This window comes from Streptomyces sp. NPDC016845, from assembly GCF_044332585.1.
In the GTDB taxonomy this organism is placed as follows: domain Bacteria; phylum Actinomycetota; class Actinomycetes; order Streptomycetales; family Streptomycetaceae; genus Streptomyces.
In genome coordinates, this window is sequence record NZ_JBIRPI010000001.1 from 598,600 (window position 1) to 621,893 (window position 23,294).

The window sequence follows — 23,294 nt, forward strand, 5'->3', positions numbered from 1 at the left end:
CGGGGGCGCGTAAATGGTCTAGACCCATGAGAATTCCGGGTAGTTATCCACAGGCCTGGTGGGGGGTGCCCGGATCCGCGTACGGTGCTGCTCATGAAGATCCTCATCAGCGCCGACATGGAGGGCGCCACGGGCGTGACCTGGCCCGCCGACGTGCTGCCCGGCACACCGCAGTGGGAGCGCTGCCGGTCGATGTTCACCTCGGACGTGAACGCGGCGGTGCTCGGCTTCTTCGACGGCGGCGCCGACGAGGTCCTGGTGAACGAGGCGCACTGGACGATGCGCAACCTGCTCCTGGAGCGGCTCGACGACCGCACGGAGATGCTGACCGGGCGCCACAAGTCGCTCTCCATGGTCGAGGGCGTCCAGCACGGCGACGTCGACGGCATCGCGTTCGTCGGCTACCACGCGGGCGCCGGCATGGAGGGCGTCCTCGCCCACACCTACCTGGCCAACCAGATCACCGGCGTGTGGGTGAATGACGTACGGGCCAGCGAGGGCCTGCTCAACGCGCACGTGGTGGCCGAGTACGGCGTCCCCGTCGTCCTCGTCACCGGCGACGACCACGCCTGCGACGACGCACTCGGCTACGCGCCCGAGGCCCGCAAGGTCGCCGTCAAGGACCACGTCTCCCGGTACGCGGCGGTGTGCCGCACGCCCGCGCGGACGGCCGCCGACATCCGGGCCGCCGCCCAGGACGCCGCGTCCCTCGCCGTGCGGTACGAGCCGGTGCGGGGCGGCCCGTTCACCATCGAGGTCGAGTTCGACGCCGAGCACCTCGCCATGGCGTCGACCGTCGTCCCCGGCGTCGAGCGGATCGGCGAACGCAGGATCGCTTACACCCACGAAACCATGTACGAAGGCATCCGCACCTTCAAGGCGGTCACCACGATCGCCTCGGCCGCGGTGGAGGAACAGTATGGCTGACCAGCACCTTCCGACGATCGACATCGACGAGAAGGCGCTCGACGAAGTCGTCACCTTCACCTCCGAGCTGATCCGGATCGACACGACCAACCGCGGCGGCGGCGACTGCAAGGAGCGCCCCGCAGCCGAGTACGCGGCGGCCCTGCTCTCCGAGGCGGGCCTGGAGCCGACGATCCTGGAGCGCACTCCGGGCCGCGGCAATGTGGTGGCGCGCATCGCCGGAACCGATCCCTCCGCCGACGCCCTCCTGGTCCACGGGCACCTGGACGTCGTACCGGCCGAGGCCGCCGACTGGAGCGTCCACCCGTTCTCCGGCGAGATCCGCGACGGCGTCGTGTGGGGCCGTGGCGCGGTCGACATGAAGAACATGGACGCGATGATCCTCGCGACCGTCCGGCACTGGGCCCGCGTCGGGTTCCGGCCCCGCCGCGACATCGTCGTCGCCTTCACCGCCGACGAGGAGGCCAGCGCCGAGGACGGCTCGGGCTTCCTCGCCGACCGGCACGCCGGCCTCTTCGAAGGCTGCACGGAGGGCATCAGCGAGTCCGGCGCCTACACCTTCCACGACGGCGCGGGCAAGCAGATCTACCCGATCGGCGCGGGCGAGCGCGGCACCGGCTGGCTCAAGCTCACCGCCCGCGGCAAGGCGGGCCACGGCTCCAAGGTCAACCCGGCCAACGCGGTGACGCGCCTCGCCGCCGCCGTCACCCGCATCGGCGCCCACGAGTGGCCCGTCCGCCTCACGCCCACCGTGCGCGCGGCCCTCAGTGAACTCGCGGCGCTGTACGGCGTCGAGGCCGACGTGCACGCGGCGGACTTCGACGTCGACGCGCTGCTCACCGAGCTCGGTCCGGCCGCGAGCCTCGTCGAGGCGACCGTGCGCAACAGCACCAACCCGACGATGCTGTCCGCCGGCTACAAGGTCAACGTCATCCCCGGCGACGCCGTCGCCCACGTCGACGGGCGCTTCCTGCCGGGCGCCGAGGACGAGTTCCGGGCCGCGCTCGACCAGCTCACGGGACCGGACGTCGACTGGGAGCTCCACCACCGCGAGGTCGCGCTCCAGGCGCCGGTCGACTCGCCCACGTTCGCGAAGATGCGGGCGGCGGTCCAGGAGTTCGCGCCCGAGGGACACACCGTCCCGTACTGCATGTCCGGCGGCACCGACGCCAAGCAGTTCTCCCGGCTCGGCATCACCGGCTACGGCTTCGCCCCGCTCAAGCTCCCCGAGGGCTTCGACTACCAGGCGCTCTTCCACGGAGTCGACGAGCGGGTGCCGGTCGAGGCGCTGCACTTCGGTGTACGTGTACTCGACCGGTTCCTGCGCTCGGCCTAGGCGCGGCCCCGGCACACGCGACGCACTAGGAAAAAACGGAGGACACGAAGAATATGGAGGGTCCGGAGTAAATGGGGGGCGGGGACGACATGGTGCACACGCAGGGCCACGGCTCATGGCCGTCGCCGATCGACGCCGCGCTGGCCGCGGCGCACGACGGCAGGCCGGAGTACGTGGGGTTCGTCGGCGACGAAGCCTGGTGGACCGAGCCACGGCCCACCGAGGCGGGCCGCCGCGCCCTGGTGCGGCGCAGGCCCGACGGCGCGGAGCAGTCGGTGCTGCCCGCGCCGTGGAACGTGCGCAGCCGCGTCATCGAGTACGGCGGCCACCCCTGGGCAGGCGCCGACCGCCCCGAGGGCCCGCTCCTGGTCTTCGTCAACTTCGCCGACCAGCGCCTCTACGCCTACGAGCCCGAGGCACCCGGCGCCGAACCGCGCCCGCTCACCCCGCTCTCCGCCGTCGGTGACGGACTGCGCTGGGCCGACCCGCGGCTCCACCTCGACCGGGGCGAGCTGTGGTGCGTCCTGGAGGAGTTCACCGGTGAGGGCCCGACCGACGTGCGGCGCGTGGTCGCCGCCGTCCCGCTCGACGGCTCGGCCGCGGAGGACCGCTCGGCGGTTCGTGAACTGAGCGACGACGCCCACCGGTTCGTCACCGGGGCCCGGCTCTCGCCGGACGGCCGGCGCGCGGCGTGGATCGCCTGGGACCATCCGCGGATGCCGTGGGACGGTACGGAGCTGCTGGTCGCGGAGGTCACGGACGAGGGCACGTTCGGCCCCGCGCGGACGGTCGCGGGCGGGCCCGAGGAGTCGATCTGCCAGGTCGAGTGGGCCCCGGACGGGACGCTTCTCTACTCGGGTGACGCGAGCGGCTGGTGGAACCTGTACCGGCTCGACGCCGCTTCGGGCGCGGCCCGGCCGTTGTGCCCGCGCGAGGAGGAGTTCGGCGGGCCGCTGTGGAAGGTCGGCCTGAGCTGGTTCAAGCCGCTGGAGGCAGGGCTGATCGCCGTCGTGCACGGCGTCGGCGCCACCTCGCTCGGCATCCTCGACCCGGCGACCGGGGAGGTCGTCGACACGGCGGGCCCCTGGACCGAATGGTCGTCCTCCCTGGCCGTGCACGGCACGCGCGTGGTCGGCGTCGCCGCGAGCCCGCGCACCGCGCACGAGGTCGTCGAGCTCGACACCGCCACCGGGCGCGCCCGCGTCATCGGCGCCGCGCACCAGGACCCCGTCGATCCCGCGTACTACCCGGAACCTCAGATCCGTACCTTCGAGGGACCCGACGGCCGCTCCGTCCACGCGCACATCTACCCGCCGCACAGCCCCACGCACGCCGCGCCCGACGAGGAGCTGCCCCCGTACGTCGTGTGGGCGCACGGCGGCCCCACCAGCCACTCCCCGCTCGTCCTCGACCTGGAGATCGCCTACTTCACCTCGCGCGGCATCGGCGTCGCCGAGGTCAACTACGGCGGCTCCACCGGGTACGGGCGCGAGTACCGCAACCGGCTGCGCGAACAGTGGGGCGTCGTCGACGTCGAGGACTGCGCGGCCGTCGCCCTCGCCCTCGCAGCCGAGGGCACCGCCGACCGCGACCGGCTCGCGATCCGCGGTGGCAGCGCGGGTGGCTGGACCAGCGCGGCATCCCTGACCAGCACGGACGTCTACGCCTGCGGGACGGTGATCTACCCGATCCTCGACCTCACCGCCTGGGGCAGCGGGGAGACCCACGACTTCGAGTCGCAGTACCTGGAGACGCTCGTCGGCCCGCTCGCCGAGGTTCCCGCGCGCTACGCCGAACGTTCCCCCGCGGAGCACGCCGACCGCCTGACGGCGCCCTTCCTGCTCCTGCAAGGACTCGACGACGTGATCTGTCCGCCCGTGCAGTGCGAGCGGTTCCTCGAACGGGTCGAGAGCGAGGGGCGGCGGGTGCCGCACGCTTACATCGCCTTCGAGGGGGAGGGGCACGGGTTCCGGCGGGCCGACACGATGGTGCGGGCGCTGGAGGCTGAACTGTCCCTGTACGCCCAGGTGTTCCGGCTCGACGTGGCCGGGATCCCGGCACTGGAGCTCACCAAGTGACGGCTGCGGCCTCTTCGTCGATCCGCCCCGCGCGTCTTGTCGCCGGGGCGCGGGTCGCCGTCGTCGCGCCGAGCGGGCCCGTGCCGGAGGACCGGTTGCAGGCGGGGCTCGACATTCTGCGGGGCTGGGACCTGGAGCCGGTCGTCATGCCGCACGTTCTCGACGTGCACCCGGAGTTGAGGTACCTGGCGGGGGCGGACGCGGACCGTGCGGCCGATCTGGAGCGGGCCTGGTGCGACCCCTCGGTCGACGCCGTGCTGTGTGCGCGGGGCGGGTACGGGGCGCAGCGCATGGTCGAGCTGCTCGACTGGGCCGCGATGCGGGGCGCCCGGCCCAAGGTCTTCGTCGGGTACAGCGACATCACCGCGCTGCACGAGGCGTTCGCGGTGCGGCTGGGTGTCTCGACCCTGCACGGGCCGATGGTCGCGGCGGCGGACTTCGTGAAGAGCGCGCGGGCGCAGGATCATTTGCGGGCCACGTTGTTCGAGCCGGAGTCCGTTCAGGTGATCCGGGGGGCCGAGGGTGCGGGGGTTGTGGTGCCCGGGGTCGCGCGGGGCGTGACGTTGGGCGGCTGCCTGTCGCTGCTCGCGGGGGATGTGGGTGTGCGCGGGGCGCGGGGGTCCGCGCGGGGTGGGTTGTTGTGCCTGGAGGATGTGGGGGAGGAGACGTATCGGGTCGACCGGTATGTCACGCAGTTGCTGCGCGCGGGGTGGCTGGACGGCGTCTCGGGGTTCCTCCTCGGCTCTTGGGCGGAGTGCGAGCCGGTTCGGGGGTTGTTGGTCGAGCGGTTGGGTGGGCTCGGGGTGCCTGTGGTGGAGGAGTTCGGGTTCGGGCACGGGGAAGGGGCGCTGACAGTGCCCTTTGGGGTGGCGGGGCGATTGGATGCCGGGGCTTTGACGTTGACGCTGGATGTGCCGGCGCTGAGGTGACCCCGGGGATGCCGGGTGCGGCGCCGTTGTGGCTGGTCGCGCAGTTCCCCGCGCCCCTCGCGGCGGCGTCTGCCCGGTCGGCGTCGATGCGCGGCTGCGGCGCCGTCGTGGTTGCTCGCGCAGTTCCCCGCGCCCCTGAGATGCGCACTACGTGCACCATCTCAGGGCGCGTAGCCGGGGGAGGCGCGTGGCTGCGGAAGGTGCGGGCTGCGAAAAGTGCGTGGCCGGGGGAGGCGCGTCACTGTCCGGGGCGCGTCATAGGGGAAGGCGCGGCGAAGCCGCATGCCTTCAGGGGCGCGGGGAACTGCGCGACCGGCCGCGACGGGGGCCGCGCCTGGGTATTGGTGGGATGGCGCACGAAGGGCGTGTTTCAGGGGCGCGGGGAACTGCGCGACCGGCCGCGACGGGGGCCGCGCCTGGGTATTGGTGGGATGGCGCACGAAGGGTGCGTTTCAGGGGCGCGGGGAACTGCGCGAGCAACCACGACGGGAGCCGCGCCTGGGAGTCGGTGGGGTGGTCCGGGGCGTGGGAGCTGCGCGGGATTCGGGGATCCGCCCGCGACCGTGCAGCCTCTACGGCGAATGGGCCACCCGGGAGAAACACCGCGCAAGCCCATTGACCGCCCCCTGACACGTGTCACACGATGACCACGCCGCAAACTTACCGGTCGGTACAACCCGCGTGGAGGCCAACGTGTCCCGAGCCGTACCCAGAACCATCAGCACCCTCGGCGCGGCAGCACTCGTCATCCCCCTCGCTCTCGCCACCCCCGCCGCGGCCACGCCCCCCGCACAGGACCGACCCGGCGCCTACACCGTCACCCCCCTCACGTTCACCGTCACCACCGGCGGCCGCCGTTGCGTGATCGACGCCGACCTCTACCGCCCCGCCGGTGTCGACGCCGAGAACCCCGCCCCCGCCGTCCTCACCACCAACGGCTTCGGCGGCAGCAAGTCCGACGGGTCCACCGACGCCACCGGCAAGGCCTTCGCGCAGCGCGGATACGTCGGACTCGCCTACTCCGGCCTGGGTTTCGGCAGATCCGGCTGTGTCATCTCCCTGGACGACCCGAAGATCGACGGCCGGGCCGCCTCCGCCCTGGTCGACTTCCTCGCCGGCACCCGCGCCGCCGACGACGGCACCACGATCGGCTACGTGACGGCCGACAAGAAGGGCGACCCGCGCGTAGGCATGATCGGCGGCTCGTACGGAGGCGCGATCCAGATGGCGACGGCCGCCGTGGACCACCGGGTCGACGCGCTGGTCCCGATGATCACCTGGAACGACCTGGCCTACTCGCTCGACCCGCAGAACGCCACCCCCCGCAACGCCGCCGACCGCGACGTCCCCGGCGTCTTCAAGTGGCAGTGGACCAACGGGTTCTACCTGATGGGCGAGGGCCAGCCGCTGCTCCAGCCGTCGCTCGACCCCTCCCGCATCAACAAGCTGGGCTGCCTGCACTTCGTCGACGACGCCTGCGAGACGATCCGCACCCTCAACTCCGGCCGCTACCCCGCCGACAGGACGAAGGCGCTGCTCGACTACGCGCGCGGCGTGTCCCCGGTCTCGTACCTGAAGGACGTGAAGGCGCCGACGCTGCTCGTGCAGGGGCAGGCCGACAGTCTGTTTAACCTGAACGAGGCCCGCGCCAGTTACGACACACTGCGCGCCCAGGGCACAGCCGCCAAGATGATCTGGCAGTCCTGGGGGCACAGCGGCGGGCTCACCGACCCCGCGAGCGGTGAGCTCAACCTCTCGCAGGGGAACCTCGGGACCAGCTACGTCGGCAAGCGGGTCCTCGCCTGGTTCGACCGCTACCTCCACCACGACAAGGCCGCCGACACCGGCCCCGCCTTCGCCTACTACCGCGACTGGATCGACGACCCGGCCGCCACCTACGCCACCGCCCCCACCGTCCCCGCCCTGTCGAAGAAGCTGTACCTCTCCGGCGACGGCAGACTCGTCGACAACACGGACGAAGTGGCTCGCGGCAGCCGCACGTACCGCAACTGGCCATTCCCCACCAGCCACTCCGAGTCCTCCCTCGCCGGCCTCATCGGATTCGCCGACTCCGCGCCGCGCGACACCCGCGGTACCCACCTCGACTGGACCACCGAGCCGCTGGCCTCGGCGACCGACGTCGTCGGCGCCCCCAAGGCCACCCTCAAGGTGACCTCGCCACGAACCGAGCGCGTGCAGAACTCCGCCGACGCCGCCGACAAGCTCGTCCTCTTCGCCAAGCTGTACGACGTCGCGCCGGACGGCACGAAGACGCTCGTTCACCGGCTCGTCTCCCCGGTCCGCGTCCCGGACGTCACCCGCCCCTTCACCGTCACGCTCCCCGGCATCGTGCACCGCTACGAGAAGGGGCACCGCATCCGGTTCGTGATCGCGGCGAGCGACGACGCGTACGGCGGGAACAAGGGGATCAAGCCGGTCACCGTCGTCAGCGCGCCGGAGGACACCGGCACCGTCGAACTGCCGGTCGTGACCCCGTAGGGCCGCGCCGTCACCCGTACGGGCCCGGCCGCCGCGGACGCGAATAGGGTGGGCCGATGGCCGCTCACCTTCCCGAAGGACCCCGTGTCGCGCTGCGGCACATCGCCCTCGCCGACGCCGAGGAGTTCACGGCGCGGGCCCGCGAGAGCCGGGAGCTGCACCGGCCCTGGCTGTTCCCGCCGCTGACGGCGGAGGCGTTCGCCGCGTACGCGGGGCGGCTCGTCGACGACCCCACCGGACACGGCTTCCTGGTGTGCGAGCGCGCCCCGGAGAGCGGGAGCGGCGCCGTCGCCGGGTTCATCAACATCAACAACATCGTCCAGGGCGGTTTCCGCAGCGGCGCCCTCGGCTACGGCGTCTTCGCGCACGCCGCCCGGCGCGGGCTGATGGCGGAGGGGCTCGGGCTCGTCGTCCGGTACGCCTTCGGCCCCCTCGCACTGCACCGCCTCGAGATCAACGTGCAGCCCGGCAACGCCGCCTCCATCGCGCTGGCCCGCCGCGCCGGGTTCCGCCTCGAGGGCTACTCCCCGGACTTCCTCCACGTCGACGGGGCCTGGCGCGACCATGAGCGCTGGGCGCTCACCACCGAGATGACCGCCGCTGCGGCAGGCACCGCTTTTGCGCAATCCTGACCGGAGCGGACCCTGGTCAGCTCGGCGTCGACCATGTTCCATGGTCACCGGGGGGCGGGGAGCCGCGCTCCGTGACACCGGGAGGCAGCCATGACCGTCGTACGACGTGAGGTACTCACGCTGCCGGGAGCGGCGCTCGGCCCGGTCAATCCGCTGCCGCCGCTGCGGCCCCTCGCCGACGTGCACCAGTCGCACGAGCCGGACGAGCGTGCGAAGAAGGACATGCCCCTGGACATGGCCCGCCAGCTCGGTCACCAGCCGCTGCGCAGCGTGCTCCCCGAGCGGATCCGCGACGGGTACGGGCGCGAGCGCGCGCCCCTCGACCTCGACACCGTCGTGATCGAGAACGACCGGCTGAGAGTGACCGTGCTGCCCGGTCTCGGCGGGCGGATCGCGTCCCTCTTCCACAAGCCGACCGGGCGCGAACTCCTCCACCGCAACCCCGTGTTCCAGCCCGCCGCCTTCGCGCTCAACGGCGCCTGGTTCTCCGGCGGCATCGAATGGAACATCGGCGCCACCGGCCACTCCACCCTGTCCTGCGCACCCCTGCACGCCGCCCGCGTCACCGCGCCCGACGGCACCGAGATGGTCCGCCTGTGGGAGTGGGAACGCCTGCGCGATCTGCCGTTCCAGGTCGACCTGTGGCTGCCGGACGGCTCCGACTTCCTCTACGTGGGCGTCCGCGTCCGCAACCCGCACGAGAAGCCCGCGCCCGTGTACTGGTGGTCCAACACCGCCGTGCCCGAGGAGCGCCGGGTGCTCGCGCCCGCGCGCGAGGCCTGGCACTTCGGCTACGAGCGGGAGCTGCGCCGCGTGCCCGTCCCCGAGTACGGCGGCACCGACCGCACGTACCCCCTGAACAGCGAGTTCGCCGCCGACTACTTCTACGAGATCGAGGACGGGCGGCGCCGCTGGATCACCGCCCTCGACGACGCCGGGCAGGGGCTCGTCCACACGTCGACCGATGTGCTGCGCGGCCGGAAACTGTTCCTGTGGGGCAGCGGGAGCAGCGGCCGCCGCTGGCAGGAGTGGCTGACCGAGCCCGGCACCGGCGGCTACGCGGAGATCCAGGCGGGCCTCGCACGCACGCAGCTGGAGCACGTACGCCTCGAGCCGGAGGGGGAGTTCAGCTGGCTGGAGGCGTACGGGCCGCTGGAGACCGACGCGGCGGCCGTGCACGCGGCGGACGACTGGGACGCGGCGGTCCACGAGGTCGAGAGGCGGCTCGAACAGGCGCTGCCGCGCGCCCGCGTCGAGGCCGCGTACGAGGAGTGGCGGCCGCACGCCGACACCGAGCCGGGGCAGCGGCTCGCCGTCGGGTCGGGGTGGGGCGCGCTCGAAGTCCTGCGTACGGGGTGGAAGCCGGCCGGAACGCCGTTCGACGAGTCGACGCTCGGCGAGGAACAGGCGCCCTGGCGGGAGCTGCTGGAGACGGGGGTGTTCCCCGAACCGCGGCGGGTCGGCGCGCCCGGACCCACGCTCACCGCCCGCGCCTGGCGGAACATGCTGGAGACGGCGCCGGCCCGGCCGCTGTCCGAGTACCACCTCGGCGTGGCGCAATGGCACGCGGGAGACCGGGCGCAGGCCGTGCGCAGCTGGGAGCGCGGGCTCGAACTCGCCGCGTCCGACTGGCCGTTCCTGCGCTGCCTCGCGGTGGCCGACGCGACCGACGACCACCTGGAGCGGGCCGCCGACCGGTACGCCGACGCCTTCGACGACCTGTGCGCGGAGCGCCGCGACACAGGGGAGGCGTGGGTGACGGTGACGGCCGCGCTCGGACGCGAGGCGATCGAGGCGCTGCTCGCGGTGGGGCGCCCCGCGCAGGCGCGGCAGGTCTGGGACGGGCTGCACGCGGCCACACGGGCGCGCGGCCGTTTCCGCCTCCTGGAGGCTCACCTTTTGCTGGCGGAGGGCGACGCGGCGGCGGCGCGCTCCGTCTTCGAGTCCGGCTTCGAAGTCGCCGACCTGAGAGAAGGAGCGGAAGTGCTCGGGGAGATGTGGGCGCGCGTCGCACCCGGCGAACCCGTACCCGCCCGCTACGACTTCCGCATGCGCCCCGGCCCCGCCGTCCGGGACGGGTCCTAGGACTCGGCGGGCACCTGCCGGTCCACGTACTCGAAGATCGCGCCGTCGGGGTGCAGGGCGATGAGGTTGCGCCCCGCCGGGGTGGGGACCGGGCCCGCGACGACCTTCGCGCCCGACACCGTGAGGACCGCGTGGGCCTCGTCCACGTCACGCACGGCGATCGTGGCCGACACCTTGCGCAGCACCTCAAGCTCCTGCTCGGGGCCGCTCATCAGAAGGAAGCAGCCGACGGCGGCGACCGCGACCCCGCCGCGCTCGAAACGCAGCGCCGTGCTGCCGGTGAGCTGTTCGTAGAACGTCACGGAGGACTCCAGGTCCTCGACGCAGATGCGCAGCGTAGTGCCCAGGATCTCCATGCGGACGAGCCTAGTTGACGTGGCGGCGAAGCGTGATCGCTTCCGGCCGCTCGTTATCCGTGACACGGTCCGGGTAACCGGAGGCCATGGAACGCATCGACCAGCGACTGAGCGAGGAACTGACCGGCCAGGTGACCCGGGCCGTCCGCGAGACGCTGCGGGCCGAGCTGAGCGAGGCCGTGCGGGAGAGCGCCCGCAAACGCAAGCGCACGGCGGCGCTGTACGCGGGTGCTGCCGCCGCCGCGCTGTACGCGGGCGCCGCGGTCGCGCTGGCGCTCGGCCTCGTCATCGCCCTCGGCCTCCCCGACTGGGCCGCCGCCCTGATCGTCGCGGCGGTCCTCGGCGCCGCCGCGTACGCCCTGCGGCGGGCCGCGCGCCCGAAGCGGCCCGCGGTGCCCGAGGCGGCGCCGCCGATGCCGTCGGAACCCCCGGCGACCGGCACCCCGTAGCCGCCGACGGCGCGGCGCACGTAGTCCGGCGAGCGTAGAACGCCCCCGTTTGGCTGTCGGTGAACCGGGGGACGCGGGAAGCTCCACCCACCATGTCCCCGGAAACCGGGACTCGGGCCTCGGGACTCGGGCCTCGGGACTCGGGCCTCGGTCCCGGGACTCGGGCCTTCGGGAGGAGACCGTGAGACGTTCGCGTGTTCTGATCGCCGGTACCGGGTTCGCCGGGTACCGGGCCGCTCGCACCCTGGCCCGGGCCGCGCGGAGCACCGGGCGTCCCTTCGACGTCACCGTGCTCGACCCCGCCGACCACTTCCCGCACCCGCCGCTGTTGCCGCAGGCCGCGGTGGACACCCTGGAGCCGCGTGGGGTCACCGTGTCGCCGGCCGCCGCCGCGTCCGACCGGGCCGAGGCGCGGGCCCGGACCCGTCGGCTGCTCGTCGACATCGCGCCGCGCGTCCTGCCGGAGCTCGACGCGCGGCTCTCCCGCACCTCGGGCAGGGTGGTGCGGGAGCGCGGTGCGGAGGTGCGCACCGGCACGTCCGTCCAGCCCGGCCTCGTCCGCTCCGGCTCCGTCCCCCTCGACACGGCCTCACCCGAGCCGGCCCGCACCCCGCGCACCCCGTAACCCTTCGAAGGAGGCACCACCCCATGACCGCGCTCAACGAGACCGAACTCCATGACCTCGCCCAGCAGCTGCGGGTCGACGCCGTGCGGGCGGCGGACGCCGCCCAGTCCGGGCACCCGACCTCGTCGATGTCGGCCGCCGATCTGGTGGCCGTGCTCTTCGCCCACCACTTCCGCTACGACTTCACGCGCCCCGCCCACCCCGGCAACGACCGCTTCATCCTCTCCAAGGGGCACGCCTCACCGCTGCTCTACGCCGCGTACAAGGCGGCCGGCGCCATCGACGACGCCGAACTGCTCACCTTCCGCACCCTCGGCAGCCGCCTCGAAGGACACCCGACGCCGCAGCGCCTGCCGTGGGTGGAGACGGCCACCGGATCGCTCGGCCAGGGCCTGCCCGTCGGCGTCGGCATCGCCCTCGCGGGCAAGCGGCTCGACCGGACCGACTACCGCGTCCACGTCCTGTGCGGCGACAGCGAACTCGCCGAGGGATCGATCTGGGAGGCGGCCGAGCACGCCGGGTTCGAGCACCTCGACAACCTGACCGTCACCGTCGACGTCAACCGGCTCGGCCAGCGCGGGCCCACCCGGCACGGCCACGACCTGGACGCGTACGCCCGCCGCTTCCAGGCGTTCGGCTGGCACACCATCGAGATCGACGGCCATGACGTCGCCGCCATCGACCGGGCCTACGCCGAGGCCCGCGACACCGTCGGACAGCCCACCGCGATCGTCGCCCGCACCTTCAAGGGCCGGGGCGTCGCCGCCGTCGAGGACCGCGAGGGCCTGCACGGCAAGCCGCTGCCCGACGCGGCGGACGCCATCGCCGAGCTGGGCGGCGACCGTGGCGTCCGCGTCGAGGTCGCCGCGCCGCCCGCCGCCCGCGCCCTGCACTCCGTGCAGAACGGCCACCTCGAACTGCCCCGCTACGAGATCGGCGACGAGGCCGCCACCCGCGACGCCTACGGCTCCGCGCTCACCGCGCTCGGCACCGCCCGCGGCGACGTCGTGGCCCTGGACGGCGAGGTCGGCGACTCCACCCGCTCCGAGTACTTCGCCAAGGAGCACCCCGAGCGGTACTTCGAGTGCTACATCGCCGAGCAACAGCTCGTCGCCACCTCCGTCGGGATGGCGGCGCGCGGCTGGCAGCCGTACGCGTCGACCTTCGCGGCGTTCCTGACCCGCGCGCACGACTTCGTACGGATGGCCGCGATCAGCGGCGCCGGGCTCAACCTGGTCGGCTCGCACGCCGGTACCGCCATCGGCGAGGACGGGCCGTCCCAGATGGGCCTGGAGGACCTCGCGATGTTCCGCACCGTGCACGGTTCGACCGTCCTGTACCCGTGCGACGCCAACCAGACCGCCCGGCTCGTCGCCGCCATGGCCGACCTCGGCGGCATCCGGTACCTGCGCACCTCGCGCGGGAAGTCGCCGGTGATCTACCCGCCGGACGAGGAGTTCCACGTCGGCGGCAGCAAGGTGCTGCGCTCCAGCGGGGAGGACCGCGTCACGATCGTCGCCGCGGGCGTCACCGTGCACGAGGCGCTGCGCGCCGCCGACGAGCTGGCGGGCGCGGGCATCGCCGTCCGCGTCATCGACCTGTACTCGGTGAAGCCCGTCGACCGCACCACCCTGCGCGACGCGGCCCGGGACACCGGCTGCCTGGTCACGGTCGAGGACCACCGGGCGGAGGGCGGCCTCGGCGACGCGGTGGCCGAGGCGTTCGACGACGGTGTGCCCACGCCGCGCCTGGTGCGGCTCGCCGTCCGGCAGATGCCCGGCTCGGCGAAGCCGGAGGAGCAGCTGCGGGCCGCAGGGATCGACGCGGCGAGCATCGTGGCGGGCGTCGCACTCCTCGTGGAGCAGGACATCACGCCCTGAACCGCGGCATTCCCCGGGGAGCGCGTAAAACCCGTACGCACGACGGAAGTTGAGGTTTGCCAGGAACCTGAGCGGTGACTCGGATGCCGAGGCTGCCGTGACGCGCCGCGACCTGCGGGGCGGGCCGGACCGCGCCTGAGTAGGCGGCGGCCGGCCCGTCGACGTGTCAGGACCGTGTACCCGCACGCGGCGCGGCGGGCAGCCGGGACCAGAACCGAGCGCGACCGATCCAGTCCGAGGAGGGCGGCTCTCCATGACCGTTGTCCCTGCACAGCAATCAGGCGGCGGAGGCGGCACCAGCGGCCTGTACGACGTACTCGAACTCGTGCTTGACCGCGGGCTCGTCATCGACGCGTTCGTCCGCGTCTCGCTCGTCGGCATCGAGATTCTGAAGATCGACATCCGGGTCGTGGTCGCCAGCGTTGACACCTACCTGCGCTTCGCCGAGGCCTGCAACCGCCTCGACCTGGAGGCGGGCCCGCACCGCAGCCCCGGACTGCCCGACCTCCTGGGCGGATCGGACGACGAGTCGGACAGCGGTCGGGACAAGGCGAAGGGGGCGCTCTCCGGCGCCGCCGAGTCCCTGTCGGGCGCCTTCGGCCAGGGGGGCGACGAAGGCCGGTCCGAGCGCACCCGCCGCCGGAGGGAGCAGGCATGACCGGCACCTACATCTACGGGATCGCCGCCGCGGGCCACCCCTCGCTGCCGGACGGCATGGAGGGCATCGGCGACCCGGCCCGCAAGGTCAGGCTCGTCGCGGCGGGGGCGCTCACCGCGCTCGTCAGCGACGCGCCCGACGGGCTGCGGCCCAAGCGGCGCGACCTGCTCGCGCATCAGAACGTGCTCGCCGAGGCGGGCGCCGGCGGCTCCGTGCTCCCCATGCGGTTCGGCAGCCTCGCGCCCGACGACGAGGCCGTCGCGACCGTGCTCGCCGAACGCGCCGACCACTACCGGGAACGGCTGCGGGCGCTCGACGGCAAGGTCGAGTACAACGTCAAGGCCCAGCACGACGAAGAGGCCGTCCTGCACCGGGTGATGTCCGAGAGCCCCGAGGTCCGCACCCTCGCCGAGGCCAACCGGCAGGCGGGCGGGGGCAGTCACGAGGAGAAGCTGCGGCTCGGCGAGATGGTCGTGGCCGCCGTGCAGGCGCGCGAGGCGCAGGACGCCGTGGAGCTGCAACGGCTCCTCGAGACGTCGGCCGACGCCGTCTCCACCGGACCGGCGAGCACCGGCTGGCTCGCCAACGTCTCGTTCCTCGTCGACCACGCGTCGGCCGACCACTTCCTCGCGGCCGTCGACACGGTCCGCGGCGACCACCCGCACCTGGCACTCCGGGTCAACGGGCCGCTCCCGCCGTACAGCTTCGTGGAGCCGGGACCGTCCGCGCCCGTCGGCACGGAATGAGACCAGGCAACACCTCTGGAGGGAAGAACGTGAACCGAGCAGTTCTCGGCCTCGCGGTAGGGGCCGGATACATCCTGGGACGTACGAAGAAGATGAAGCTGGCGTTCGCCGTCGGCACGATGGTCGCGGGCAAGCGGCTGAAACTGAGCCCGAGCGCGCTGGCCGAGCTCGTCACCACGCAGCTCGACAAGAACCCGCAGTTCAAGGAGTTGAGCGGCCAGTTACGGCAGGACCTGCGCGGCGTCGGCACGGCCGCGACCGGCGCCCTCGTGGAGCGCCAGATCAACGGCCTCGCCGGACGGCTGCACTCCCGGACCCAGGGCGTCCAGGACCGCATCGCGGGCGTCGCCCCCGACACGGACGACGTACGGGACGCGGGGGAGCGGGTGACGGGCGGCCTGGTGCCGAAGCGCCGCCGCGAGGAGCAGGAGCAGCAGCAGGGACAGGGACAGGAGCAGGAGCAGGAGCAGGGCGGGAACGAGGAGCGCAACGGGGACGCCCCGCGCGAGGAGAAGTCCTCGTCGAACGGGCGGGCCCGCAAGTCCCCGCGCGCGGCGAGCACGGCGAAGCAGGCCCCGGCGAGGAAGAGCACCGCCGCCGGCAGTGCGAGCGCGGGCAGGACGGCCGCCAAGAAGACGACCGCGGCCAGGAAGACCGCGACCCGCACCGCGAAGGGGGGCGGCGGCCGTGGCTGACTCCCCGACGAAAGCGCTCGGCGGCATAGCCCAGAGCGAGGCCGTCGACCACCTCAAGGCGGAGTTCCAGCGCTACCTCGCGGCGCAGGTCGAACGCATGCTCGTCGGCGTGGGCCGCAAGATGGGCGAGACCACGGTCAAGCTCACCGACGTGGCCGAGGGCAACAGTCCCGGCTTCGCCAAACTCGCGCTCGACGGCGGCCGCAAGATCGCCGAGGGCAAGGGTCCGGTGCGCGCCGCGGTCGAACTGGGCGCGGGCCGCCTCAAGGACAAGGCCGTAGGGGCGTTCAAGAACCTCGGCGGCAAGGGCAAGCGCAAGGGCGGCGCGGGCAAGAAGCCGACGGTCATCATGGAGTACATCGACGTCGGCGTGGACCTGCGCACGGCGTACGACCAGTGGACCCAGTACCAGGAGTTCTCCACCTTCGCCAAGGGCGTCAAGAACGCGAACCGCGCCGACGACACCACCTCGGACTGGCAGCTCAAGGTCTTCTGGTCCAATCGCAGCTGGAAGGCGCACACCACCGAGCAGCTCCCCGACGACCGGATCCAGTGGACCTCCGAGGGCGCCAAGGGTACGACGAAGGGCGTCGTCACCTTCCACCCCCTGGCCGACCGGCTGACCCGGGTCCTCCTCGTCATCGAGTACTACCCCAAGGGCCTGTTCGAGAAGACGGGCAACATCTGGCGCGCCCAGGGCCGCCGCGCCCGCCTCGACCTCAAGCACTTCGTCCGCTTCGTGACCATCCGCGGCGAGGCGTCCGACGGCTGGCGCGGTGAGATCCGCGACGGCGAGGTGGTCCAGACCCACGAGGACGCCCTGGAACAGGAAGAGAACCAGGAAGAGAACCAGGAAGAGGGCCAGGAAGAGGGCCAGGAAGAGGGTCAGGAGCGAGAGCTCCAGGAGAAGAGCGACGGCGACGAGTACGAGGAGGAGTACGAGGACACCGCCGAGGAGAGCGACGACCCCGACGGGGCCGAGAACGAGGCGGAGGACGAGGCGGAGTACGACGACGAGGACGAGACCGAGGACGGGACCGAGGACGAGACCAGGGACGGGGCCGAGGACGAGGCCGACGAACCGGAGCCGGACGACGATGCGCACCGGCGCCCGGCCGCAGCGGGCGGCGCCCGCCGCTGACCCGGGTGCGGCGGAGCGGGACTTCACCGGAGAAGTCCCGCTCCGCGCATGTCCGGGTCAGGCAGCGGCAGCGTTCTTGCGGCACAGGATCTCCCCGTGCAGCACCGCGAACCACGCGTCCTCGTGCGTGCCCCACTCCCGCCACGCCTCGGACACCGCCGTCAGCTGCCCGGGGGTCGCGTGGCCACCCTCCGTCGCGCGGTCCGCGTACGTGGAGGCGACCGTGCGGTCCGCCCAGAGACCGCTCCACCAGGCGATCTCGTCCGGCGTCGCGTAGCACCACGTACCGGCGGTGGCCGTGATGTCGGCGGGCGCGAACCCCGCCTCCAGCGCCCATGACTTCAGATGGCGCCCCGCGTCCGGCTCGCCCCCGTTGGCGCGGGCGACGCGGCGGTACAGGTCGAGCCAGTTGGTCATGCCCGGCGCTTGCGGGTGCCAGGTCATCGCCGCGTAGTCGGAGTCGCGTACGGCGATGAATCCGCCCGGCTTCGTGACGCGCCGCATCTCGCGCAGGGCCTGTACGGGATCGCCGACGTGCTGGAGCACCTGGTGGGCGTGGACGACGCAGAACGTGTCGTCGGGCCAGTCGAGGGCGTGCACGTCGGCGGTGGTGAACTCGACGTTGCTCAGGCCCCGTTCGGTCGCCGTGGCCCGCGCCTGGTCCAGGATGCCCGGGGCGTGGTCGGCGCCGGTGACATGGCCGTCCGGGACGAGTGCCGCCAGGTCCGCGGTGATCGTGCCGGGGCCGCAGCCGATGTCCAGGATCCTCATGTGCGGCTTGAGCGAACCGAGGAGGTAACCGGCCGAGTTGACGGCGGTGCGCCAGGTGTGCGAACGCAGCACGGACTCGTGGTGGCCGTGGGTGTACACGGCGTTCTCCTGCGACGGCGACATGACCCGATCCCTTCACGGTGCGTCGACGCGCCCGGAGCGAACGCCCCGGGCGACATGGTCAACGTACGCCGAGCGGCCGGATCGTGAGATACCCGTCTTGTTATGTGGACGCAGGGTCCAGTCACAGTATGGTCAGCGGGCGGTACACGCGCAGCGCCTCGTGCTGCTTGTCCACCGTCAACTCCCGCCCGCACTCGATGACTTCGCCGTCGAACGCGAGCGGCGTACCCGGCGAGATACCGTGCACGCGCAGCTTCGTCAGCCGGGTCGCGGAGTGGAACGGGGAGCGGGAGAGCGGACCCGACAGGGCCGCCGCGAGCAGCCGCACGCCGGGCAGGCGCCCGGCGCTGACGGTGCGGACGTCGAGGAGTCCGTCGGCGAGGTCCGCGCGGCGGCCGGCCGTCAGGCCCATGCGCCGGTAGGTGCAGTTCCCGGCGAACAGCAGCCACAGCGGGCGCTTCTCGCCGTGGACGTGGACTTCGAGCGGGTGGTCGCGGCGCAGCACGTGCACCGCTCCGACGACATCGGCGAGACGGCCGCCGATCCGGCCCGACCAGCGTTCGCGCTCGCGCACCAGCTCCGGGTAGACGCCGAGGCTGAACGTGTTGAGGAAGATCCCGGACGCCTTGTCCGAGCGGAACCGGCCGACGTCGACCGCGACCGCGTCACCGCCGATGACGGCCCGGACGAGATCGCCCGCGTCCTCGATGCCGAGGTCGTAGGCGAAGTGGTTGAGGGTGCCGCCGGGCAGCACGGCGAGCGGCAGGTCGTGCTTGAGCGCCACCTGCGCGGCCGTGTTCACCGACCCGTCGCCGCCGGAGATGCCGAGCGCGCGGGCGCTCTTGGCAGCCTTCTCCAGGGCCTCCGGGATCTCGGCGCCCTCGCACTCCACGAACTCGGCGAGCGGCAGCGCGTCCCGCAGCACCTTCACCCGCTCCGGCGTGCCCGCCTGCGTGTTCACGACCATGACCAGGCCCTCGCCGTCGGGCAGCGCGGGCACGTCCTCCACGAGCGGGCGCCCGGGGGACGGCATCTGGCCACGGGTCGGTACGAGACCCCGTACGGCGAAGGCGGCGCCCACCCCGAGCGCCGCGCCCGCGACCACGTCACCGGGGAAGTGCGCGCCCGTGTAGACCCGGGAGGCGGCCACCGAGAACGCGACCGGGGCGAGGACCGCGCCCCAGCCCCGCGACTCCAGGGCCACGCCCGTCGCGAACGCCGCCGCCGAGGCCGAGTGCCCCGACGGGAACGACGTCGTGAACGGCTGGCGCTTGAGCCGGCGCACTATCGGCACCGCGTCGAGCGCGGGCCGCGTCCGGCGCACCGACCGCTTGCCGATCGTGTTGATCGTGGCGGACGCGACCGCGAGCGAGGCGACGCCGCGCAGGGCGGCCCGGCGGGCGCGCGGCGAACCGGTCGCCGCGAGCGCGGCGCCCACGCCGAACCACAGCACGCCGTGGTTGGCGGCCTTGCTCAGGGCGGGCAGGACCCGCTCGGCGCCCGGCCAGCGGCGTTCGGCGGCGGTCTCGAAGAGGCGCATGTCGAGGGAGGCGAGACGGCCGCGCAGGGAGGGCCCGGGGCGCGGCGCTTCCTCCACGGCTCTCGGCAGCTTGGAGATGTCGAAGTCGGCACACATGCCACGACGACTACCCCGGGGCGGGGCCCGCACCCAGGCACGCACGCCCTATTCGTTTGCCCGTCACCCGCACAGCCGTCCAGAATGCGGAACCATGGGACATCTGGAAGCCGCGCACCTCGAGTACTACTTGCCGGACGGGCGGGCGCTGCTCGGTGACGTCTCCTTCCGCGTCGGCGAGGGCGCGGTCGTCGCCCTGGTCGGACCGAACGGGGCGGGCAAGACGACGCTGCTGCGCCTCGTCTCCGGCGAGCTCCAGCCGCACGGCGGCTCCGTCACGGTCGGTGGCGGGCTCGGCGTCATGCGCCAGTTCGTCGGCTCCGTGCGCGACGGGACGACCGTGCGCGACCTGCTCGTCTCCGTGGCGTCCCCGCGCATCCAGGAAGCCGCGCGGGCCGTCGACAAGGCCGAGCACGCGATCATGACCGTCGACGACGAGGCCGCGCAGATGGCGTACGCGCAGGCGCTCTCCGACTGGGCCGAGGCACAGGGCTACGAGGCCGAGACGCTGTGGGACATGTGCACCGTGGCCGCGCTCGGCATCCCCTACGACAAGGCGCAGTTCCGCGAGGTGCGCACGCTCTCCGGCGGTGAGCAGAAACGACTCGTCCTGGAAGCGCTCCTGCGCGGCCATGACGAGGTCCTCCTCCTCGACGAGCCGGACAACTACCTCGACGTGCCCGGCAAGCGCTGGCTGGAGGAGAAGCTCCGCGAGACCCGCAAGACCGTGCTCTTCGTCTCCCACGACCGCGAACTCCTCGCCCGCTCGGCCGAGAAGATCGTCAGCGTCGAGCCGGGCCCCGGCGGCGCCGACGCCTGGGTGCACGGCGGCGGCTTCGCCACCTACCACGAGGCGCGGCGCGAGCGCTTCGCCCGGTTCGAGGAGCTGCGCCGCCGCTGGGACGAGAAGCACGCCCAGCTCAAGAAGCTCGTGATCAACCTGCGCCAGGCCGCCTCCGTCAGCCACGAGATGGCCTCCCGGTACGCCGCCGCGCAGACCAGGCTCCGCAAGTTCGAGGAGGCCGGGCCGCCGCCGGAGCCGCCGCGCGAGCAGGACATCACGATGCGGCTCAAGGGCGGCAGGACCGGCGTACGGGCCGTGACCTGCGAAAATCTTGAGCTGACCGGCCTGATGAAACCGTTCGGCCTGGAGGTCTTCTACGGTGAACGGGTCGCGGTCCTCGGCTCCAACGGCTCGGGCAAGTCGCACTTCCTGCGCCTGCTCGCCGGGGACGATTCCGTGGCGCACACCGGCAACTGGAAGCTCGGCGCCCGCGTCGTCCCCGGCCACTTCGCCCAGACCCACGCCCACCCCGAACTGCTGGGCCGCACCCTCCTCGACATCCTGTGGCGCGACCACGCCAAGGACCGCGGCGCCGCGTCGTCCCTGCTGCGCCGCTACGAGCTGACGGCGCAGGCCGAGCAGAAGTTCGAGCGTCTCTCGGGCGGCCAGCAGGCGCGCTTCCAGATCCTGCTGCTCGAACTGGAGGGCGCCACCGCCCTGCTGCTCGACGAGCCGACCGACAACCTCGACCTGGAGTCCGCCGAAGCACTCCAGGAGGGCCTGGAGTCCTTCGACGGCACGGTCCTCGCCGTCACCCACGACCGCTGGTTCGCCCGCGCCTTCGACCGCTACCTGGTCTTCGGCACGGACGGCAGGGTCCGCGAGACGCAGGAGCCGGTCTGGGACGAACGCCGGGTGGAACGAATGCGCTGACCCGTCTCGGCCCGGTCATCATTTCGTCGTACGCTGCGTAGTCGGGCGCGTACGTCGAGCGGTGCCGGAGCATGAGGAGACGCGGTGGTGAGGACGTCCTTCCGTACGGGCGACGTCGATCAGGCCATGGAGGCGATCAAGGGCGCGTTCTACACCAACCAGCTGGACGTCCTCGAGGCGCCGGAACGTTTCGGGGCCGCCTTCGAGGTGCTCGAACTCGGCGGCATCACCGTCGGCGACCTCGCCTGCGGCGCCGACGTCCGGGTCAGCTGCGGGGAGCTCGGCACCTACCACGTGAACATCCCGCTCGGCGGCCCGATGTCCTGGCACCAGGCGAACGGGCCCGAGCAGACCACGCCGCGCGGCCGGGCCGCCCTGTTCCAGCCCGTCGGATCGACCGTCGTCGACCGCTGGTCGGGCAGCGGGCGGATCATCGCCCTGAAGGTGGAGCGCGGGCTCCTGGAGCGCCGGATCGAGGAGCTGACGGGGTGGGCGCCACACGGCCATGTCGTGCTCGGCCCCGAGCTGGACCTGACCCGGGGGCCCGGCAGGTCCTGGGCCCGGCTCGTGCGCGTGCTCCTCGACGACCTGAACGGGACGTACGGGCTGCTCGAACACCCGCTGACCGCCGAGCCGTTGCGGGACGCCGTGCTCAACGGCCTCCTCCTCGCCGCCGGCCACCCCTACCGCGACCAGCTCGACCGGCCCGCCCCGCATCTGCGGCCGGGCCCGGTCAAGCGGGCCATGGACGCGATGCGCGAACGCCCCGAACACCCCTTCACCACCGCCGAACTCGCCGCCGAGGCGCGGGTCGGCGTCCGCCGCCTCCAGGAGACCTTCGCCCACTACGTGGGCATGCCGCCGATGGCGTACCTGCGCACCGTCCGCCTGGAGCGGGTGCACGACGAACTCCTCGCGGCCGATCCGCGCACCACCACCGTCAGCGCGATCGCGTTCCGCTGGGGCTTCGGCCACCTCGGCCGCTTCGCCGAGCAGTACCGCGCCAAGTACGGCACGGCCCCGTCCCACACCCTGCGTGAACCCGCGCCCTGAGAGAGCCCGTCCTCGGACGTCCGCCGCGCTATCCGGACAGTGACCGCGCTCCGCGGATCGTGGCGCAAGGGCGGCGGGCCTACTCTTGCTCCGTCGCCGGGGGCCGGTCGCCGGCTGCGGGTACGTGCCGTCCCCGGAGCCCGGACCGTGACGGATTCCGGCGGCATCCGGCCCGGCACTACCCCGCCGGGCCGGACCAGACCCGCGGGCCCGGACCCCCGCCCGGACCCCGCGCCGGGCCCGCGGGCGGCCCCCGGTCCGGCGGTTCGGCACCAGCCATGTGCTGCGCGGACCGGCCGGTGCTAACCCGCCGGACCGGAGCCCGCCCGCGGGCCCGGGTGCCGGTCCGGTCCCGCGCCGCGATACGGCGACGGGGGCAGCAGGTCGGTCATGCGGACGATGCCCACCGCGCGGCCCTCCTCCACCACCGCGAGGCGCCGTACCGCGTGCTCGCGCATGAGCGCCGCCGCCGCGGTCACCACCGTCTCCGGGCCCACGACCACCGTCGCCGGGGTGCACACCGCGTGCGCGCTGACCGTCAGCGGGTCCGCGCCCTCCGCCACCGCCCGCACCGTGATGTCCCGGTCCGTCAGCACCCCGAGGACGCGGCCGCCCTCCGCGACCAGGACGTCGGCGATGTCCTGCGCCCGCATCAGCTGGGCGGCCTCGACGAGCGAGGCCTCCGGGCGGACCGCCGCCGCGCCCGGCCTCATGACTTCCCGCACCAGATCGGGCATGGCTGGGGGCCTCCTGCCCTCGGACGTGCGCGGACGCCGGCGCCGCGCACACGGTGCCCGGCGCAGTACCCCTCGGTCGGAGGGTTATGCGTTTGCTCCCTCGATTGGAGGGCAGGCGTAGGTGAGTGCTTCGGACTGGAGGCACGTCCGTGGGAGAGATACCGCTCGGTATCTACCCCGGGTGTGTCCGTGTCCGTGTAGCGACGCTCGCGACTCTCTCC

The 23,294-nt window shown here is 73.0% G+C and carries 20 protein-coding genes; 16 read left to right on the top strand and 4 right to left on the bottom strand.

The window, feature by feature from the left end; translation table 11 throughout:
• The first annotated feature begins 93 nt into the window (after positions 1-93).
• The 7 genes from ACH4RC_RS02560 to ACH4RC_RS02590 all read left to right on the top strand — a co-directional run bounded on the left by ACH4RC_RS02560 (position 94) and on the right by ACH4RC_RS02590 (position 10,486).
• Positions 94-927 carry a M55 family metallopeptidase gene (locus ACH4RC_RS02560; RefSeq protein WP_398194130.1) on the top strand — a complete coding sequence of 278 codons (834 nt, stop codon included), beginning with the start codon at positions 94-96 and terminating at the stop codon, positions 925-927.
• Positions 920-2,263 carry a M20/M25/M40 family metallo-hydrolase gene (locus tag ACH4RC_RS02565; RefSeq protein ID WP_398194132.1) on the top strand — a complete coding sequence of 448 codons (1,344 nt, stop codon included), beginning with the start codon at positions 920-922 and terminating at the stop codon, positions 2,261-2,263. Before ACH4RC_RS02560 ends, ACH4RC_RS02565 begins: the two co-directional genes overlap by 8 nt.
• A gap of 89 nt (positions 2,264-2,352) precedes the next feature.
• A complete protein-coding gene (locus ACH4RC_RS02570) occupies positions 2,353-4,341 on the top strand; it encodes an LpqB family beta-propeller domain-containing protein (RefSeq protein WP_398194134.1) in 1,989 nt (662 codons plus the stop codon).
• Positions 4,338-5,270 carry an LD-carboxypeptidase gene (locus tag ACH4RC_RS02575; protein ID WP_398194136.1) on the top strand — a complete coding sequence of 311 codons (933 nt, stop codon included), beginning with the start codon at positions 4,338-4,340 and terminating at the stop codon, positions 5,268-5,270. The genes ACH4RC_RS02570 and ACH4RC_RS02575 overlap by 4 nt, the downstream gene beginning before the upstream one ends.
• Before the next feature lie 693 nt (positions 5,271-5,963).
• Positions 5,964-7,769, top strand: a complete 1,806-nt coding sequence (locus ACH4RC_RS02580; protein WP_398194139.1) for a CocE/NonD family hydrolase — start codon at positions 5,964-5,966, stop codon at positions 7,767-7,769.
• Between the two features lie 56 nt (positions 7,770-7,825).
• Positions 7,826-8,401: a GNAT family N-acetyltransferase gene (locus tag ACH4RC_RS02585; protein WP_398194142.1), complete on the top strand. Its 576-nt coding sequence runs from the start codon at positions 7,826-7,828 to the stop codon at positions 8,399-8,401.
• A gap of 90 nt (positions 8,402-8,491) precedes the next feature.
• Positions 8,492-10,486: a DUF5107 domain-containing protein gene (locus ACH4RC_RS02590; protein ID WP_398194144.1), complete on the top strand. Its 1,995-nt coding sequence runs from the start codon at positions 8,492-8,494 to the stop codon at positions 10,484-10,486.
• On the opposite strand, the gene ACH4RC_RS02595 is transcribed toward ACH4RC_RS02590, so the two are convergent.
• On the bottom strand, positions 10,483-10,842 hold the full coding sequence (locus ACH4RC_RS02595) for a VOC family protein (protein WP_398194147.1): 360 nt from the start codon (positions 10,840-10,842) through the stop codon (positions 10,483-10,485). The genes ACH4RC_RS02590 and ACH4RC_RS02595 overlap by 4 nt on opposite strands.
• An 86-nt stretch (positions 10,843-10,928) precedes the next feature.
• On the opposite strand from ACH4RC_RS02595, the gene ACH4RC_RS02600 reads away from it, so the two are divergent.
• From ACH4RC_RS02600 to ACH4RC_RS02630, 7 genes are all read left to right on the top strand, one after another.
• A complete protein-coding gene (locus ACH4RC_RS02600) occupies positions 10,929-11,291 on the top strand; it encodes a phage holin family protein (RefSeq protein ID WP_398194150.1) in 363 nt (120 codons plus the stop codon).
• A gap of 181 nt (positions 11,292-11,472) precedes the next feature.
• Entirely contained in the window at positions 11,473-11,916 is a 444-nt protein-coding gene (locus ACH4RC_RS02605) for a hypothetical protein (RefSeq protein ID WP_398194153.1), read from the top strand.
• A 23-nt stretch (positions 11,917-11,939) separates the two neighbouring features.
• The gene (locus tag ACH4RC_RS02610) at positions 11,940-13,796 is read left to right on the top strand and encodes a transketolase (RefSeq protein WP_398194155.1); all 1,857 of its coding nucleotides are present in this window, start codon (positions 11,940-11,942) and stop codon (positions 13,794-13,796) included.
• Between the two features lie 253 nt (positions 13,797-14,049).
• On the top strand, positions 14,050-14,454 hold the full coding sequence (gene gvpJ, locus ACH4RC_RS02615) for a gas vesicle protein GvpJ (RefSeq protein WP_398194157.1): 405 nt from the start codon (positions 14,050-14,052) through the stop codon (positions 14,452-14,454).
• A complete protein-coding gene (locus tag ACH4RC_RS02620; protein WP_398194160.1) occupies positions 14,451-15,200 on the top strand; it encodes a GvpL/GvpF family gas vesicle protein in 750 nt (249 codons plus the stop codon). Before gvpJ ends, ACH4RC_RS02620 begins: the two co-directional genes overlap by 4 nt.
• 29 nt (positions 15,201-15,229) lie before the next feature.
• A complete protein-coding gene (locus tag ACH4RC_RS02625) occupies positions 15,230-15,895 on the top strand; it encodes a DNA primase (RefSeq protein WP_398194162.1) in 666 nt (221 codons plus the stop codon).
• On the top strand, positions 15,888-17,036 hold the full coding sequence (locus ACH4RC_RS02630) for an SRPBCC family protein (protein ID WP_398194163.1): 1,149 nt from the start codon (positions 15,888-15,890) through the stop codon (positions 17,034-17,036). Before ACH4RC_RS02625 ends, ACH4RC_RS02630 begins: the two co-directional genes overlap by 8 nt.
• Positions 17,037-17,093: 57 nt before the next feature.
• On the opposite strand, the gene ACH4RC_RS02635 is transcribed toward ACH4RC_RS02630, so the two are convergent.
• Together ACH4RC_RS02635 and ACH4RC_RS02640 are read right to left on the bottom strand one after the other, a co-directional pair.
• Positions 17,094-17,930: a class I SAM-dependent methyltransferase gene (locus tag ACH4RC_RS02635; protein ID WP_398194165.1), complete on the bottom strand. Its 837-nt coding sequence runs from the start codon at positions 17,928-17,930 to the stop codon at positions 17,094-17,096.
• Positions 17,931-18,051: 121 nt separating this feature from the next.
• The gene (locus ACH4RC_RS02640) at positions 18,052-19,566 is read right to left on the bottom strand and encodes a bifunctional phosphatase PAP2/diacylglycerol kinase family protein (RefSeq protein WP_398194167.1); all 1,515 of its coding nucleotides are present in this window, start codon (positions 19,564-19,566) and stop codon (positions 18,052-18,054) included.
• Positions 19,567-19,660: 94 nt separating this feature from the next.
• On the opposite strand from ACH4RC_RS02640, the gene ACH4RC_RS02645 reads away from it, so the two are divergent.
• Together ACH4RC_RS02645 and ACH4RC_RS02650 are read left to right on the top strand one after the other, a co-directional pair.
• On the top strand, positions 19,661-21,283 hold the full coding sequence (locus ACH4RC_RS02645) for an ABC-F family ATP-binding cassette domain-containing protein (RefSeq protein WP_398194170.1): 1,623 nt from the start codon (positions 19,661-19,663) through the stop codon (positions 21,281-21,283).
• A gap of 84 nt (positions 21,284-21,367) precedes the next feature.
• Entirely contained in the window at positions 21,368-22,336 is a 969-nt protein-coding gene (locus tag ACH4RC_RS02650; protein WP_398194172.1) for an AraC family transcriptional regulator, read from the top strand.
• 302 nt (positions 22,337-22,638) lie between these two features.
• Here ACH4RC_RS02650 and ACH4RC_RS02655 read toward each other — a convergent pair whose 3' ends face one another.
• Positions 22,639-23,073: a CBS domain-containing protein gene (locus ACH4RC_RS02655; protein ID WP_398194174.1), complete on the bottom strand. Its 435-nt coding sequence runs from the start codon at positions 23,071-23,073 to the stop codon at positions 22,639-22,641.
• Positions 23,074-23,294 lie beyond the last annotated feature (221 nt).